The following is a 15,475-nucleotide window of genomic DNA, read 5'->3' on the forward strand; positions in this document are numbered from 1 at the left end:
TGGTATGGTTTACACCAGCTATTTCGGTTAACCATGTAATTGAATAGCTCTCTTTAAATATTTCAGTGATAGGGTATAGACCTTATGGACTGGTGAACTACTTCTTTTTCCCAAATTGTCTACTACTCACCGCTCTCCTCAAATTTTTTCACTTGTGTTGGACTTTTAATATTTTATTTTTTAGCGACAGCTACATAACCTCCCTCGTTGTTTCTAACCGTTTTTATTCTAATCATTATAGAATAGTGAAAATATCCAACAGTTATATAAGCAAGCATATCTTCAAGGTTACTCCCTTCTTCTGTTTTTCCAATGTCTGTAACATAAAGAACGTTATTAGGAGTGTTGCGACAAAGAGTATACTAAAAGCTATCAAATCCTATTTCTTCTGACTTCTTTGATTATCAGGAGCTTCTATACTACAGTCTTGAACAATCAGTAGTAGTCACTATGAAAGTAATAAGAGCTAGTACTAAATAAAGTGACAAACCTGTTTCAACGTCTATTCCACGAAGTATATGCTCCTTTATGAATACAAATCTATTAAAAATATAAGTAGTTCAAAGTGATATAGTAGTGTTTTTTATGAAAAAAAAGGTAAAATATAATTAGAATAATTAAAGAGGTGAAACATGTGTGTTAGATCAAGAATGGTTTATCCAAGTTTTAACTAGGAAAGATCTTGCCATTTTATGTAATGACTTTAAAGTACGGGTACAGGGATTTCAACGAAGTTTAAATAATGCACCAGTTAATTTGTTAAAAGCTGCAATGAGAGAGGCCTTAAATAACGGGATAAAGAGAAAAAAGAACAATGCTCTAGTTTTTGAAGAAATGTTAAAAAAAATTGTGAAAGAGGTTAGAGAAAAATGTCCTTATTTAGATAAACTTAGATTTGAAGAATTTATAGTCCGAGTAGAAGTGGATTCAAATATATTAAATTATGAAACTATCGCAGTTGCAATTTTTGATTATCCTCATGAATATCAAAATAATAAAGAAAAAATGATTGAGAATTTCCGTAATAAAATGTATATATTTAATGGTTTATCAGAAGAATTATCTAGGCCTGTCATAGAGAAAATTAACTTCCTTGTTGAAGAAGTCAATCTTGAAAGCGAATGTTATACTCTCTTAAAGAAATTTGAAAGAGATAATTTGAGTAGTCAACAGAATAATCTGTACAAGAAAATTCATGGGAAAGTTAAAACAGAGGAACAGACTTTTAAACTGCTAACAGAAATAGATAAACCTAATCAATATGTGGTGATAACAGTATTTTTACTACACGGTAATAATTATAAAGAAGATAAATATAAATTCCTTTTAGAGTTTTGTATAAAGAAAATTCAAGAATATTATTTGGAAAGATGTAAACACAAAATAGTTAAGATGCAAGGAGAGAAGCTAGACTATGAGAGGAAGAATATTTCTTTGAATAGACAAATAGAGACGTTAAATAGTCAGTACGAAGAAAAAGAGAAGTATAATACGTGTATTGAAGAGAAACTTTCGGTTGCCGTCAATATAGGTAAAGAGCTACAACAAAAACATAATCAATTAGAGGAGATAATTCGCCAAAATGAACCTTTACAGATGTTTTTTTTACGTCTAGTTACGGAGAATCAATTCATTATTATTACAAAAGATTATGAAGAATTTATTCATACACCTTTTGAAGCGGTTACAATTTCGCCTTTGAATTTTAAGAAACAATTGCTTAATAATCAGAATCATAAGTTCAAGGAGCAGATTATTTTTGTAACAAGGGTTTCTTTTAGAACAGGAAGAGATTGGTTCAATTTTAAACAAACATTGAACGATAACCAGTTAGTATTCGAAGAAATAGGACATTACGAAATTTATTATTATATTAAAGAGATTGTTGAATACCTGAACCGAAAGGAGATATTAGTATATGCAGATGAGGTATGAGCTACTTGAAATTAAAGATACAGAAAAACGTTATATAGAGGAGTGTTTTTTGTTAGGAAAACTTGCTGAAGATGATTCTGCTTTACCTGGTCTTGGAGTTGAAGCAGGAAAAGCAGTTAGTTATACCCATGTTGGTGCTGGAGATAATGTAGTTTTTTATATTAAAGTTTGCTCTGATGAGCCTCTTTTATTAAAAAATCTTGTTAATAAATCTCCTGATGAAGTATATATTACGTTTGATAATCGTAACAAATTGTACTTAGATAGAGAAAACTATCAATATGCAGATGATAAAGTAAGATTCATACGTGAGCATTTTAAAGATAAGTTAATTTTATTTAAGCCTAAATTAAACTATGATTATGCTAAAAAGAGATATCATTATAATTTTGATGTTATTTTGGTAGAAGAAGAAGGAGAAACGTCAACTCATTATGTTCCCGTTCCTCATATTAAAAAAGGCATTTCCCATAAGCGCTTTGAAAAACTTCTATTAGACCAAAAACCAATAGAATTAGAACAACATAATCATAGCTTTGATACTCCAGAATTTATTGTTTGTGATAGTTTTATATATCAAATTCCGGATTCAGATAGTTTCGAAAAGTATAAAACAAGAACAACAACGTATATTTGTCAAAAGCCAGAAGAGATTAAAAAAATCCCATTACCAAAAGATTGGTATTTTTCAATGGCGAGAATACCTTATAAAGATTTATGTTTTATTTCTACAGTTACTCGAGGTAGTTTAATTGACTTGTTTGAAGAATCGGGGAAATTAATTGTGGATTCTTATAAAGAAGTAGAAAGTGAAACGAACAGTTTAAAAGAGGAACCTAAAGAGAAAAAGGAATCAAAGAATTATCTAGGCGAAGAGAACAATCTAATAGAAAATAGTGATAAAGATAATGTGGTTGAAGAGTACGAATTTTTAGATAGGCTTTCAGCTTTAGCAGAGCAAAAAGAATTAATTTATGATCAAAATGATTTGAAAAACTTACACATCTCTTTAAAGACTGGCAATTTAACTATATTAGGTGGAATGAGCGGAACTGGTAAATCAGAATTAGCAAGATTATATGCAGAGGCCCTTGGATTAAGTGAGGGAGATAACCTTTTATTTCTACCCGTTAGTCCTTCATTTACCGAACCATCGGATATTCTTGGTTTTTTAAATCAACAGACTGGTATTTATATGGAAAGTGATACCGGCTTAACAAGCTTTTTGATTAAAGCTAGCAAGAAAAAAGACAAGATGTTCATGGTGGTATTCGATGAAATGAACTTAGGGCAAATTGAACATTATTTTAGTGATTTTATATCTGTTTTAGAGGGACCAAGAGATAATAGGACATTAAATCTTTTTAGTGGAAATTCCATTTGTCATCAGCCTGATTATAGAGAAGGGATTGAAATTGGTAACAATGTTTTATTTGTTGGAACAATGAATATAGATGAGTCCGTAAAAATGCCTACCAATCGAATCCTGGACAGATCTAATTTTCTTATATTGGAGAAAAAAGGTTTTTTGGAAGCTAAAATTTATGAGGAGCAACAACTCGAACAAACTGAGGAAGAAAAGACAATTGTAGATATGTCAACTGTTATTAAGGCTGAAAATTTTCAATACTGGATTTCGAATTCAGATAGTTTATCCAGCTTAGAGGACGATGAATTAAAAATCTTAGATGAGATTCATGAGCAAATTAGCAGTTATGATTCCCAAACAGGGGTATCTTTTAGAATTGCAAAATCAGTTGCTAAATATCTAGGGAATATTCCTAAAGATGAGGATGGTAATGAACTGTTGTCTAGGGATGTGGCATTTGATTATCAAATTAAACAGCGTATCCTTCCTAAAATCAGAGGTTATCGTGATCAAATTGAAAATTTAATTTTTAAAATTGATGGAGAAGGTAAAATCAAAGAAGGTACTATTAGTATGATTTTGACGAAATATGAAGAAAAGAATTTTGAAAAATCATTAAGGTATCTTGAACAAAAATCGAAAGAGTTGATTCGAAATGGGTACACTTTGTAATACTAAGGAATTGCCGTTTAATATAATTGTAACTCATGGATATACTCAAGAGAAAAAAATTTTGAAGGTGTATCCTAGCAGTGGACACATAAATACAGAACAAGTTATTGAGCTTAAGGAGGGCTTGCAAACTGGAATTCAATTTTTTGTAGAAAACAACGAAAATATGGATGAGAACTCTACAATTGAAATTCAGACTTCTTTGTACAATGATGAGGATACACAAAAATCTATTGTATACCGTTTAACGGAAGGGTCTATTACTAATTGGATATACAAAAATAAAAGTAATGAAACGTTCCCCTGGCGAATGGGGACATATCTATTGAAAGTTTACTATAAAGGGAATTTTTATACTACTAGTTTCTTTGTGAAACCTTTGTACTTAAACGATGAACAAGTTCATACAATTCATAGATATTTAGAAGAGAAAGTTGAAGGAATAGTTTATGATTTAATTTATAGTAATAAAAGCTTAACTAAATATCAAGATGAAGTATTAAGCAGTTGGTATTATGATTACGCAAGGTATATGATGGCTCATAGAGAATCTATCAATTACTTTTTATTATCATTAGAAAAAGATCCAATCTCACATTTGAGAGGAGATTACGAAGAAAGTCGAAAACAAGAAAAGGTTAATAGAAAGTCCATACATTGGGAGTATACTAATAGAGGATTATCAAGAAATTCGGGTGGAAACAATAAAATCTTCTTTTATAACCATGTAAAAAAAGAAGATTTCAATCATAAAATAAATCAATGGATGAAAACTATCTTATCTAAATGGAATGGAGATATTCATCTGGTCATAGATGTGATATCAAAAGATTATGATTCTGTAAAGAAAAAAATAGCACTTTTAAAGGTAGAATTCAAAAAACTAGAATATAGAAGTGAATACATTAATTCTAAAACAGAAGTTGCAAGAACAGAAAAGGTAGATTTAAAGGCAAAAAAAATTATTTTTGAAAAAGAGCTGAAAAAATATAACGAAAGATATCTACAACAAGCAAAGTGGCTAGAGCATTTAAGGGCCATTCATAGTCGGATTGTACATTTGTTAAACAACTCGTTTTTTTCTGGGGTTGATCGAGGTAATATAAAACCGTTGTTAACTGATAACCGTTATTATCAACTTAACTTTATTTATGAAAAGTCAAAACTTATTCAAAAAAATCAAGGAGATAAAGAGCGATATATTAAAATCTACAAGCCATTTTGGCAGATTTATGAATATTATTGTCTATTTATAGTACTCGATGGATTGAGAAAAGGAGGTTTTAAACTTACTAACAATTTAGAAACAAATTTGATTGAGTCTTACCATCAAAATACGATTCCCGCAGGTTCTTTTTTCTCGTTAGAAAATTCTAAGGTTATTATCCACTGTTGGTATGATAAGTATCACAGTGATAAATTTTCTGCTGAGAGGGAAGGGGAACTTTTCTTTACACCACAGGAAAAAAAGAGGCCAGATATAAAGCTAGATTTATATAAAAAGCAAGAAGATGGCACTTTATTATTTGAAAGTTGTATAATTTTTGATGCAAGGTTCCGTAAATTTTCTAATATGCATAGTGATAATTATGCAACTTCTACTTCTCATCAGCTAACAAATTATACTATGTTCTTCTACTTAGGAGAAAATCGTCCTACAAGGCCGGTAGTTGAGAAAGTGATTTGTTTATATGGGAGTGAGAGTAAAGGTCAGGTGAAAAAAGAGGTATTTCCACTTACCTATATAAATCTTTTTCCAAATGTACTTGATAATGGAGAAATAGAGACTAGAGGAGAGAAAGAAGTATTAGAAGAAATTTATTCATGGATAGGTGCATCGAATATTGAAGAAGAAGAAAGCAGCTTGATGAATAAATAAAATATTTAAAAAATCGAAACCTATCTTAAGTTTGGACTTACCCCTGTCAAGTAGACAGTTATAAAAAGACTATGCAGCCATCGAGATTCGATATTTTATCGGAGCCTGGTGGTTGAATCGTTTTTGGAATCTTTTGTAGTTGTAGAAATAGATATATTCTTCAACTGCTTGTATCAATTCTTCTTCTGTTTTAAAATGAGATAGATATAACATCTCCGACTTAAAATGGGAGAAAAACGATTCAATACAGGCATTATCATGACAGTTTCCTTTGCGAGAGTGGCTGCCTATGATGCTTAGCTTAGAAAGTCGTTTGTTATAGGCATGAGATGTGTACTGGAATCTCTGATTCGAATGGAGAAGGGTCTGTACACCTCCGTTTACAGATTTGGGTAACGCTTTTTTATGTATTCAACCTGCGCTTTGTAGTAATCTCGTTCTTCTTCCACACTTTTAAAGTGAATACGACGTCCTTTTAATGGATGGGAATTCCTTTTGCACCACCATGTTTTCCACGATTATCTAGTACTTCACGGTTTTTTTGATATTTTTTTACCCGATTTTTTACCTGTGTTGGGCTTTTAATATTATACTTTTGGGCGAAAGCTTAATAGCCGCCCTCATTGTTTAAATAACTTTGTACAACTTCTAATTTTAATTCCGCTGAATATGAGTTGAAATTCGATCCCTTTTTCGCCATAAAAAATCCCTTCCAAGTAGTAGTGTATCATCCATGTAAAATACATGGCCTTTTTACACTGTCTACCTAAAGGGGATAATATCAAGTTATGGACAAGTTTCGTTTTTTGAATAAGTGACTCTATATCTGAAACTATTTTATGAAAGCTTACTTTGCACACATTTAAAATTGCGAATAATATATTTACTATGAATTTTCTTTTCTATGTTTCGGAAAACTTATATATGTATGGTCTAAGTTAGATTTTCTTGATTAATGGAAAGCTCTAGGCGTTCTTTTTTATTACTATTTTAAATGCTTGCTCAATGTTCAAGCAGCCACGCTTCTAAATATCTATCAGCAACAGTTACTGATTTTGCTTACTCTGTTGTTAAATCAAACCCTTTAACAGCTTTAAATGTACCGTTAATCATATCTACACCCATATACGGTAACTCTTGCTTGTATAAATCAAGTACTACCACTGTATCATTTGGATATGATTCGTCGTATTTTTATATTACTGTATCTTCGAATTTCATTTTGTATACAGCTCTTTTTTAATCCTCATGATACAATCGAAGTAGAATGGGATTAATCAGCGGATTAAAGATAGTGAAGAAAGGATAGGAATGATAAAATAGATGTATACATATTCGATTCATGAGGAAAGTGATAACAAATGAGTATTACAATTAAAGATGTAGCGAAGAAGACAGGTGTATCGATTACGACTGTCTCGCAAATTTTGAACGGAAAAGGGCAACGCTTTAGTGAGAAAACAAGGGAGAAAGTATGGAGCGCAGCTGAAGAGTTAAACTACAAAGCGAATTATTTCGCACAAAATATGGTGACGAAACAAACACAAACAATTGGGGTTATTATCCCTGATATTACAAATACGTTTTATAGCGATATGATTAAAGGGATAGAAGATTATTTGTACGAAAATGGCTTTATGGTCTTGCTTTGTAATTCGACAGATAATGAAGAACGAGAAAATCTGTATTTGAATCAGCTTGTTCATCGTTCCGTTGATGGGTTCATTATCGCTAGTTCCACGATTTCGGATGAGATGATTTTTGACTTATTGAAGAAGAACGATAAGCCATATATTTTACTGGATCGTAAACGAGAAGAACATGAAAGTGACAATATTATTGTTGATGATACGGAAGGTGGCTATGTGGCAACGGAACATTTGATTACCCTTGGTCATCGTAATATTGGTGTTATTACATCCAGTTCTTCTGATGTGAACGTTCATAATCGTTTCGTAGGTTATAAGAAATGTATGGAAGATTACGGGCTGTTAATGAAGGAAGAATGGATTATGCGAGAAACATTATCCATGAGTGGAGGATACGAGGCTGCGAAGAAGTTGTTACAAGCAGATGTGAGCGCCATCTTTGCGACGAGTGATCAACTTGCGATTGGTGTGTACCGAGCGGCTAGTGAAGTAGGTGTATGCATTCCAGAACAGTTGTCACTTATCGGATATGATGATATTGAGTTAGCGAGTTATATGAGTCCACCGCTAACAACGATTCATCAGCCGATTTATGAAATTGGGAAATTAGCTGCGGAGACACTAATACATCGCATCATGAATCCGGAAGAAGCAGCGAAGAATCATTTAGTGAAGACACGTTTAGTTGTGAGAAGCAGTACAAAAGTATTGTGAATAAGAAATTCCTAAAAGCAGTGGGGGTCTTTTAGGAATTGTTTTTTGTTATAACGTTTGGGGGGTTATGTAATTATGATTAAATATTCAATTCAATTATTTTCAGGAATAATTTTGCTTGTAGCTGTTATGCTTATGTCTTGGTATGAAGGTAGTGTAATTATTGAGAATTCAATAGAATGGAAGTATTCAACACCTTTTACCCAATTTTTTAATGTCCATATTAGTACAGGAAAAGAGATTTTTTACATAGATTATTTGTATTATTCTCTTAAAATGAATCCGATTTATTTATGTATTGCTTTAATGAGTGTAGTGTATATTATTAGCTTACTTAGTTTAATCAATATCAAATTCAATTTTGTTTCAGTAAAAATTTCATTCACTGTATTAGTAGTATTAATGATTTGTTTATTATTGATTGGTATTGTATTTTTACTTTCATCAACACATGCATTTAAACTATTTTCACTAGTATCTCTTTTATGTTTCGTTGCAGTAGGAGTACTGTATGTTGTTTTAAAAAAGGATAAATAATTTACTTGAACTGCTTCCAATTGTTTAACGATTGGAGGCAGTTTTTTGTTACTAAGATGGTATGGGAACTCGTGAGTGTTGTGTACTAAAACTAATAAGTAGATAGATTGAATTTGGAGGAGAAAGGTGGTTAAGGTTATACGATTATGGAAATGTTAGTCATTATTTGTAGGATAAAATAAAAAGTAACATAAAAATATTGTAAAGATAAAAGAGTTATATTATACTATGGGTGTAAACAGGTAAAAGGTTTTACTTGTTTGGATTTATACATCATTAATGAGCTGAAAGCGTTTTATAAGTGTTCGGTTATTTTTTTATCCTTTTAGTAAAACGTTTTACTAAAAGTTTACGAGAGGAGAAACGAAGATGAAGAAGATTACTGTTTTAGGAAGCATTAACATGGATATTGTGATGAAAGTAGAAGAAATGCCGCTAAAAGGGGAAACGATTAGTGTGCAAGACGTACTTCATATCGGTGGTGGAAAAGGTGCGAACCAAGCCGTTGCCGCTAGTCGAGCTGGTGGAAAGACCAATTTCATCGGCAAAGTAGGAAAAGATGAAGACGGCTCAACGCTTTGTTCATTATTAAAAGAAGATAACATCGATATCTCACATGTGAAAGTAGATGAGCAATATGCGACAGGTCGTGCGTTTATTATGGTGAATCGTAACGGCGAAAATTCCATTATGGTGCACTCTGGTGCAAATATGACCATTGAAGACAAGGATGTAGCGGATGCACAAGCGGTTATTCGTGAATCTGACTTCGTCGTATCACAATTCGAAGTGCCGGTACACGCAATTGAAGAAGCATTTAAATATGCGAAGGAACACCATGTATGTACTATCTTAAACCCAGCGCCAGCAATTGCGAAGCTAGATTCACCGTTGTTGGCACACACAGATATCATTATTCCAAATGAAACAGAAGCAGCAAGTTTAACAGGGGTTATTGTTGATTCGGAGGCGTCAATGCTTGAAGCAGCGAAACGTTTCGTCGAAATGGGTGTTCGTTATGTCATCATCACACTTGGAAGCAAGGGTGCCTTCTACTATAGTGCGGACAGTGAGTTTGGATTTGTTTCTGCGTTTAAAGTAAAAGCAGTGGATACAACAGCGGCGGGCGATACATTTATTGGTGCATTAGCCTCTCAATTAAACGTTGTGGAAGGCAAGATTACAAACATGGAAGAAGCCATTTTATTCGCAAATAAAGCATCATCTATTACGGTACAAGGCGAAGGAGCACAACCATCTATTCCACACAAACAACAAATCGATGCAGTGATGTAAAGGGAGAGTTGACAAAGATGAAAAAATCAGCAGTTATCAATTCACACGTATCAGCAGTAATCGCAAATATGGCTCATAACGATAAATTAAGTATCGGTGATGCAGGGATGCCTGTGCCAAATGAAACACCGAAAATCGATTTAGCTCTCACAAAAGATATTCCAAGATTTATGGCAGTATTAGAAAATGTGTTAACAGAATTATGTGTAGAGCGCGTTATTTTGGCGCATGAGATAAAAGAGAAAAATCCGGCTGTTCTTGAAGCAATTAAAGAAGTTATGGGAGATACGCCAATTTCATTCGTTGATCATGAAGAGATGAAGGAAGATTTAAAGAATTGTAAAGCATTTATCCGAACAGGCGAAATGACGCCATATGCGAACATTATTTTATGTTCTGGTGTTGTATTTTAAGTCATCATAGAAGAAGGAGCGAATGTTATGAACCCAAGGCAGTCTGCACAAGAAGCAATTCATCTATTAGGTGGCAAAGAAAATGTTGCATCGTTTACATACTGTGCTACGCGTATAAGAATAACGGTAACAAAGCCAATCTCTCAAGAAGCAAGGGAAGAGCTAGCTCAAATAGATGGTATTGATTATTGCGTTAGCATTAATAATCAAGTGGAACTTATCGCGCCTGTACATGTACAAGCATTACATGAAGAAATGAGTAGCTTACTAGAACAAAAGAAGAAAAAAGCAACAATTGTGGAACGTGCTTTCCGGACGATTGCAGAAATCTTTACGCCAATCATCCCGTTGTTTGCTGGAGCTGGTATTTTAAAAGGATTATTAGTATTATTCTCGAACATGAATTGGTTAGATAGTGCAAGTGGAACGTATAACATTCTTTCAGCAGGAGCGAATGCGGTATTCTACTTCTTGCCAATTTTTCTAGCATTCTCGTCTGCGAAAACATTCGGTGTCAATCCATTTATGGCCGCAGTAATTGGGGCGTCATTGATTGATCCACATATCTTCAAATTGCTAGGCAATGAGAGCAGTACTGTTACAGACTTCCTTGGCATACCTGTTGTGCTTATGACGTATTCATCGACGGTTATTCCTGCTATTCTAGCAATTTGGTTCTATTCATATGTAGAACGAGTGTTGAAGAAAGGCATTAAAGCAAATCTCCAACTCGTATTCGTACCGTTACTATCTTTATTAATTGTTGTGCCATTTACGTTAATGACATTCGGACCATTAGGTGTATACATTGGTGAATGGTTAGCAATGGCGATTGATTGGATGATGAATGCAAATGGCATGATTAGTGGTGCAATCGTTGCAGGTATTTGGAGTGTCTTAGTAGTCTTTGGTATTCAGTGGGCAGTGAATCCGATGATGATTAACAACATTTCAACTGTTGGATTCGACCGTATCGTACCATTAACGGCTGCCGCGAACTTTGGTATGGCTGGGGCGGCACTAGGTGTATTCTTACGCACGAAAAATAAAAAGACAAAATCATTAGCTGGATCATCGATTGTATCAGTGTTACTAGCAGGTGTCACAGAGCCAATCGTATACGGTCTTGCAATTCCATTAAAACGTCCGTTCATCGGTGCGATTATTGGTTCGGCATGTGGTGGAGCAATCATGGGGGCATTCAAAGTACAAGCTATTGCCTTTGTATTTGGTAGCTTAACAACAATTCCAGCATTTATCGCAAGTACATTTACGTACTACTTAATCGGTCTAGCAGTTAGTTTTGTTGTAGCAGCAATTGCGACATACAGTCTAGGATTTGATGATAGTTTGATAGGTGATGAGAAGAAATAATAGAATGAATAATGAAAAAGCAATGGAGAAACATTTCCGTTGCTTTTTATTTTGGTTTTGTTCATTAATAGGATGAATATTTGATAAAAAGAAACAAATGTTCTATAATATAAGGAGAAACATTTGTTTGAAGGGATACCTTTTCGCAAATAGGATTTCTTAAGATTACAATACAAATAATTGTAACTGCTTCGTACAAATCAATAGTAGAGCACAATTCGTAGCTAGAATTGTGCTCTTTCTTGTCAGTAACAGAGATAGAAATATGTTGAAATGGTATGAACATGACAATACTACATAGATAGAATGGAGAGGATAGCGAATGAAAATCAATCAATTAATTGCCAACAATATTAATCGTTTAGATGCAGTCTTACCAGAAGATAAGTCGCTTGGGATTGCAGGATTATCTGGATCTGGAAAAACGACTTTTTGCCAAACGATTGGTGAAGAGTCGAAGAAGCGTCTCGTTTCGTTATTACCAAAAGCGGAATATCAGTATTTATTCCCTCAGATTATGGAAACGAATTTCAGTGCTATTAAGATGGAAGAAATGCCGTTAGTCCTTTTCTTAGGAAAATCATCGATTTCTTCTAATCCGCGTTCAACGATTGGTACGCATACAGGTGTTTTCACGGAGATTCGTGAGAGACTTGCGGATGAATTTCATGTTTCACCAGAAGTATTCTCCTTTAATAATGCATTAGGGTGGTGTACAGCGTGTAAGGGGCGTGGAACGACAAAAAATATTGAATGTAAAAAGTGTGAGGGCAAGCGATACAATCCAGAAGTTGAGCAAAAGAAGATTGACTTAGTAGGGAAACCTCATAGTATTTCCGATATTAACAATTTAAGCATTGAAATGATTTATTCCCTTGCAGATGAATTACATATTAGCGAAGGAAAACGTCATATCCTGCAAAACATTATCAATATGAATATTGGTTACTTAACATTAAATCGGATCATGGGTACATTGTCAGGAGGAGAATTAACAAGGCTTTATTTAGCGGAGTTCATGGCAACGAGTGAAAATACGGTTATTATTATTGATGAAATCTCTGTTGGTCTTGATCATAATACATTACTACAAATCTTGGAACAGATTAAACAATTGGGTTATAAGAATCAAATTTGGTTGATTGACCATTCTGATACGGTGTTAAATACAGCTGATGAGCAATTATTCTTTGGCCCAGGTAGTGGTAAGTATGGTGGTAAAATTGTAGAAGAATCACCTCGTCCAAAACCAGTATTTGGAGAGCTAAAGAAAGAAACACCAACAGCGTACCATCAATTCCATGATCTTCACTGCCGTAATATTCAAATGGATGAGATTCACATTCCGAAAAATAGGCTTGTAACGTTTACTGGTGAATCTGGCTGCGGTAAATCGACTCTTGTAAATGAGTGTATCTCCAAGGATTTCGTGAAGCGATATCCAAAAGATAAGTTGGTTATGGTAGGGCAAGACCGAAATCAATCGATTACGAGCAGATCAACAGTTGCGACGTTCCTTGATATCAAAAAGAAAATCAATAAATACAGTGATGAAATTGAGGATATCTTTGGACGTTCCATTGAAGATATTATCGAGGAAATCCCAAATGGAGATATTACTCATAAACGTTTAAGTTTACTTATTAAACTAGGACTTGGCTATTTGACGTTGGAAAGAAAGACACAGTCGTTATCAACTGGTGAATTCCAATGTGTGCATTTAGTTTCTGAGCTGTTTTCAAATACGAAAAAAGCGCATACGCTATTTATTTTTGACGAACCATCGAAAGGATTATCGCAAAATATATTAAACCAATTTATTGATAGTGTGAGGGTTATTCTGCAAGATGAGTCAGTTTCTATCATGATGATCGAGCATAATGCGTATATGTTAGAAAGCTCTGACTTCATCGTTGACTTTGGTAAAAGACAAGTAGAACCTATTCGTCATCTTGATGTAGTTAGTCATGAGGAGTACTTTAGCCAGCATAATGATACAACAAGCGTTACACCGTCTCATATTTCTTCAACATTAGAAGTGAAGAAGGGAGTTAACTACTTACAAGAAAATCATATTGGCTACTTTAAGCAAGCAGAAAATGTCTATAAGGGTGGTATTTTAAAAAGTTTATCATCCATGGCACGCCTAATTTATGGGGAATACGAATCTAATACAATCGCACCTGTTGTTGCTATTGATTTAGAGAGACATTTGTATAGCCAATATAGTTTCTTATATGAGATTGGTGGATTAATTAATCATATTGTAGCTGCTCATCCGACAAATAAAGATACGAGAAGTTTCGACTTCTATACGCAAGAAAATCATTGTCCGAGTTGTTCTGGACGTCGTGAAATTGAGACGTTTGATTTTGACGTAGTTATACAAGATAAAAACGTACCATTCTGGGATGGTTTATTACATCCAGACGTAATGGAAGTATTGAAATATTATCAATATCCAAAGTTACAATTCCTATTTGATGAGATTAAGAATGAACTTGGTCATGATATGAGTAAAAGCTACAGTGAAATGACAGAAGAAGAAAAGCATACGTTTTTATATGGCTATTGGGAAAAGTCATTTTATGATAAAGCAGGTAAGGCGTCGAGAACGTGGGAAGGCTTTAACCTTATCGTTAGCCGTTATATGTTCATTTCGAAATCGATTATTAAAGAGCAAATGAAAGAATCAAAAAAGAAGGTTACTTGTCCAACCTGTGAGGGATCTATACTAAATCATCATAAAAAACTGAAATTTGGTGATACGGATATTCGTGAGATTATTCAACAACCGATTGATCAAGTTATCCAAACAGTAGGGAACTTGCCACAATTGGAAAGGCTAAAAGCAATTGTTGGTGGGGATATGATACTTACAGAAGAGGTATCTCTACTTCCGAGAGAAACACAAGTAGCGCTGAAAATGCTTGAATTAGAACTGGCGAGCTTCGTCGGTTATGAAATAGTTCTACAAAACGCGTTACCATTCTGGGGAATTATGAAAGACAATATTGAAGTAATGAGTAGCAAAAACCAAGTAACAATTTGTGACTTTGCAACTATTGAGGAGACGAGAGAAGCGATTATCGATAAGTATTTCACGAATGGTAAATACAAAAAGCTAACATATGTGTATGAAGCATTTGGCTACAAGAAAATTGTCACTCTAATTAATAAAGTGAAAGCAAGTAACAAATGTCCATTCTGCCAAGGGAAAAAAGTCATTTCAGAAGACGGATTGCATGATGGCGTGTATAAATTATCGGTACCGTGCGTGAGTTGTCATGCAAGTGGTATTAATGATGAAGGGCGCAAAGAAATTGTTGAAGGTGTAGACGTGCAAACATGGCTAATAGGAAAAGTAAGTGATGTTGTCAATGAAGGCATGAACCTTGAAGCTGTTGCAAATATACCAATCTTTAATCGTATTCGTGAGCTGAATAAACAAGAGATGATGGCAGTGTATCAATACTTGGAGCAAAATAAATAACAACATAATGGAAATCGAGTATGAAACTTTTACGTTTTATACTCGATTTTTTTATATTTATGTAAGAAAAGTAATTAGTATTTCTTCATGTAGCTTAAAAGCTAGTAATGAAAAATGATAATTAGAAGTTTTTTGTCTATATAA

10 protein-coding genes and 1 pseudogene are annotated in these 15,475 nt (G+C 33.7%); 9 read left to right on the plus strand and 2 right to left on the minus strand.

Annotated features, from left to right (window positions below):
• Positions 1–636: 636 nt before the first annotated feature.
• The 3 genes from IEV41_RS02140 to IEV41_RS02150 are packed head-to-tail and all read left to right on the plus strand — an operon-like array spanning position 637 to position 5,855.
• Positions 637–1,935 carry a hypothetical protein gene (locus IEV41_RS02140; protein ID WP_188386804.1) on the plus strand — a complete coding sequence of 433 codons (1,299 nt, stop codon included), beginning with the start codon at positions 637–639 and terminating at the stop codon, positions 1,933–1,935.
• A complete protein-coding gene (locus IEV41_RS02145) occupies positions 1,919–3,976 on the plus strand; it encodes an McrB family protein (RefSeq protein ID WP_188386805.1) in 2,058 nt (685 codons plus the stop codon). The genes IEV41_RS02140 and IEV41_RS02145 overlap by 17 nt, the downstream gene beginning before the upstream one ends.
• On the plus strand, positions 3,960–5,855 hold the full coding sequence (locus tag IEV41_RS02150) for a hypothetical protein (protein ID WP_188386806.1): 1,896 nt from the start codon (positions 3,960–3,962) through the stop codon (positions 5,853–5,855). Before IEV41_RS02145 ends, IEV41_RS02150 begins: the two co-directional genes overlap by 17 nt.
• A 69-nt stretch (positions 5,856–5,924) precedes the next feature.
• Here IEV41_RS02150 and IEV41_RS20310 read toward each other — a convergent pair whose 3' ends face one another.
• Together IEV41_RS20310 and IEV41_RS02165 are read right to left on the minus strand one after the other, a co-directional pair.
• Entirely contained in the window at positions 5,925–6,266 is a 342-nt protein-coding gene (locus IEV41_RS20310) for an IS3 family transposase (RefSeq protein ID WP_188388648.1), read from the minus strand.
• Positions 6,267–6,917: 651 nt separating this feature from the next.
• A pseudogene (locus IEV41_RS02165) lies at positions 6,918–7,046 on the minus strand (FMN-dependent NADH-azoreductase); the annotation flags it as partial.
• 170 nt (positions 7,047–7,216) lie between these two features.
• Here IEV41_RS02165 and rbsR point away from each other — a divergent pair.
• The 6 genes from rbsR to IEV41_RS02195 all read left to right on the plus strand — a co-directional run bounded on the left by rbsR (position 7,217) and on the right by IEV41_RS02195 (position 15,331).
• Positions 7,217–8,218 (plus strand): ribose utilization transcriptional repressor RbsR, encoded by a 1,002-nt coding sequence (gene rbsR, locus IEV41_RS02170; RefSeq protein WP_188386807.1) that lies wholly within the window; start codon positions 7,217–7,219, stop codon positions 8,216–8,218.
• A 75-nt stretch (positions 8,219–8,293) separates the two neighbouring features.
• Positions 8,294–8,755 carry a DUF4306 domain-containing protein gene (locus IEV41_RS02175; RefSeq protein WP_188386808.1) on the plus strand — a complete coding sequence of 154 codons (462 nt, stop codon included), beginning with the start codon at positions 8,294–8,296 and terminating at the stop codon, positions 8,753–8,755.
• Between the two features lie 369 nt (positions 8,756–9,124).
• Positions 9,125–10,051, plus strand: a complete 927-nt coding sequence (gene rbsK, locus IEV41_RS02180; protein ID WP_188386809.1) for a ribokinase — start codon at positions 9,125–9,127, stop codon at positions 10,049–10,051.
• Positions 10,052–10,068: 17 nt separating this feature from the next.
• Positions 10,069–10,464 (plus strand): D-ribose pyranase, encoded by a 396-nt coding sequence (rbsD, locus tag IEV41_RS02185; RefSeq protein WP_188386810.1) that lies wholly within the window; start codon positions 10,069–10,071, stop codon positions 10,462–10,464.
• A gap of 27 nt (positions 10,465–10,491) precedes the next feature.
• Positions 10,492–11,838, plus strand: coding sequence for a PTS transporter subunit EIIC (locus IEV41_RS02190; protein ID WP_188386811.1), 1,347 nt, complete (start codon positions 10,492–10,494; stop codon positions 11,836–11,838).
• Positions 11,839–12,160: 322 nt separating this feature from the next.
• Entirely contained in the window at positions 12,161–15,331 is a 3,171-nt protein-coding gene (locus tag IEV41_RS02195) for an ATP-binding cassette domain-containing protein (RefSeq protein ID WP_188386812.1), read from the plus strand.
• The last annotated feature ends 144 nt before the right edge of the window (positions 15,332–15,475 follow it).

Origin of the sequence: Priestia taiwanensis (assembly GCF_014638355.1) — a bacterium.
Lineage (GTDB): Bacteria > Bacillota > Bacilli > Bacillales > Bacillaceae_G > Priestia_D > Priestia_D taiwanensis.

Excerpts from the sequence above, each read along its gene's own strand:
- IEV41_RS02145 (WP_188386805.1), top strand. The coding sequence starts at position 1,919 with ATGCAGATGAGGTATGAGCTACTTGAAATTAAAGATACAGAAAAACGT.
- IEV41_RS02150 (WP_188386806.1), top strand. The coding sequence starts at position 3,960 with ATGGGTACACTTTGTAATACTAAGGAATTGCCGTTTAATATAATTGTA.
- rbsR (WP_188386807.1), top strand. The coding sequence starts at position 7,217 with ATGAGTATTACAATTAAAGATGTAGCGAAGAAGACAGGTGTATCGATT.
- IEV41_RS02175 (WP_188386808.1), top strand. The coding sequence starts at position 8,294 with ATGATTAAATATTCAATTCAATTATTTTCAGGAATAATTTTGCTTGTA.
- rbsK (WP_188386809.1), top strand. The coding sequence starts at position 9,125 with ATGAAGAAGATTACTGTTTTAGGAAGCATTAACATGGATATTGTGATG.
- rbsD (WP_188386810.1), top strand. The coding sequence starts at position 10,069 with ATGAAAAAATCAGCAGTTATCAATTCACACGTATCAGCAGTAATCGCA.
- IEV41_RS02190 (WP_188386811.1), top strand. The coding sequence starts at position 10,492 with ATGAACCCAAGGCAGTCTGCACAAGAAGCAATTCATCTATTAGGTGGC.
- IEV41_RS02195 (WP_188386812.1), top strand. The coding sequence starts at position 12,161 with ATGAAAATCAATCAATTAATTGCCAACAATATTAATCGTTTAGATGCA.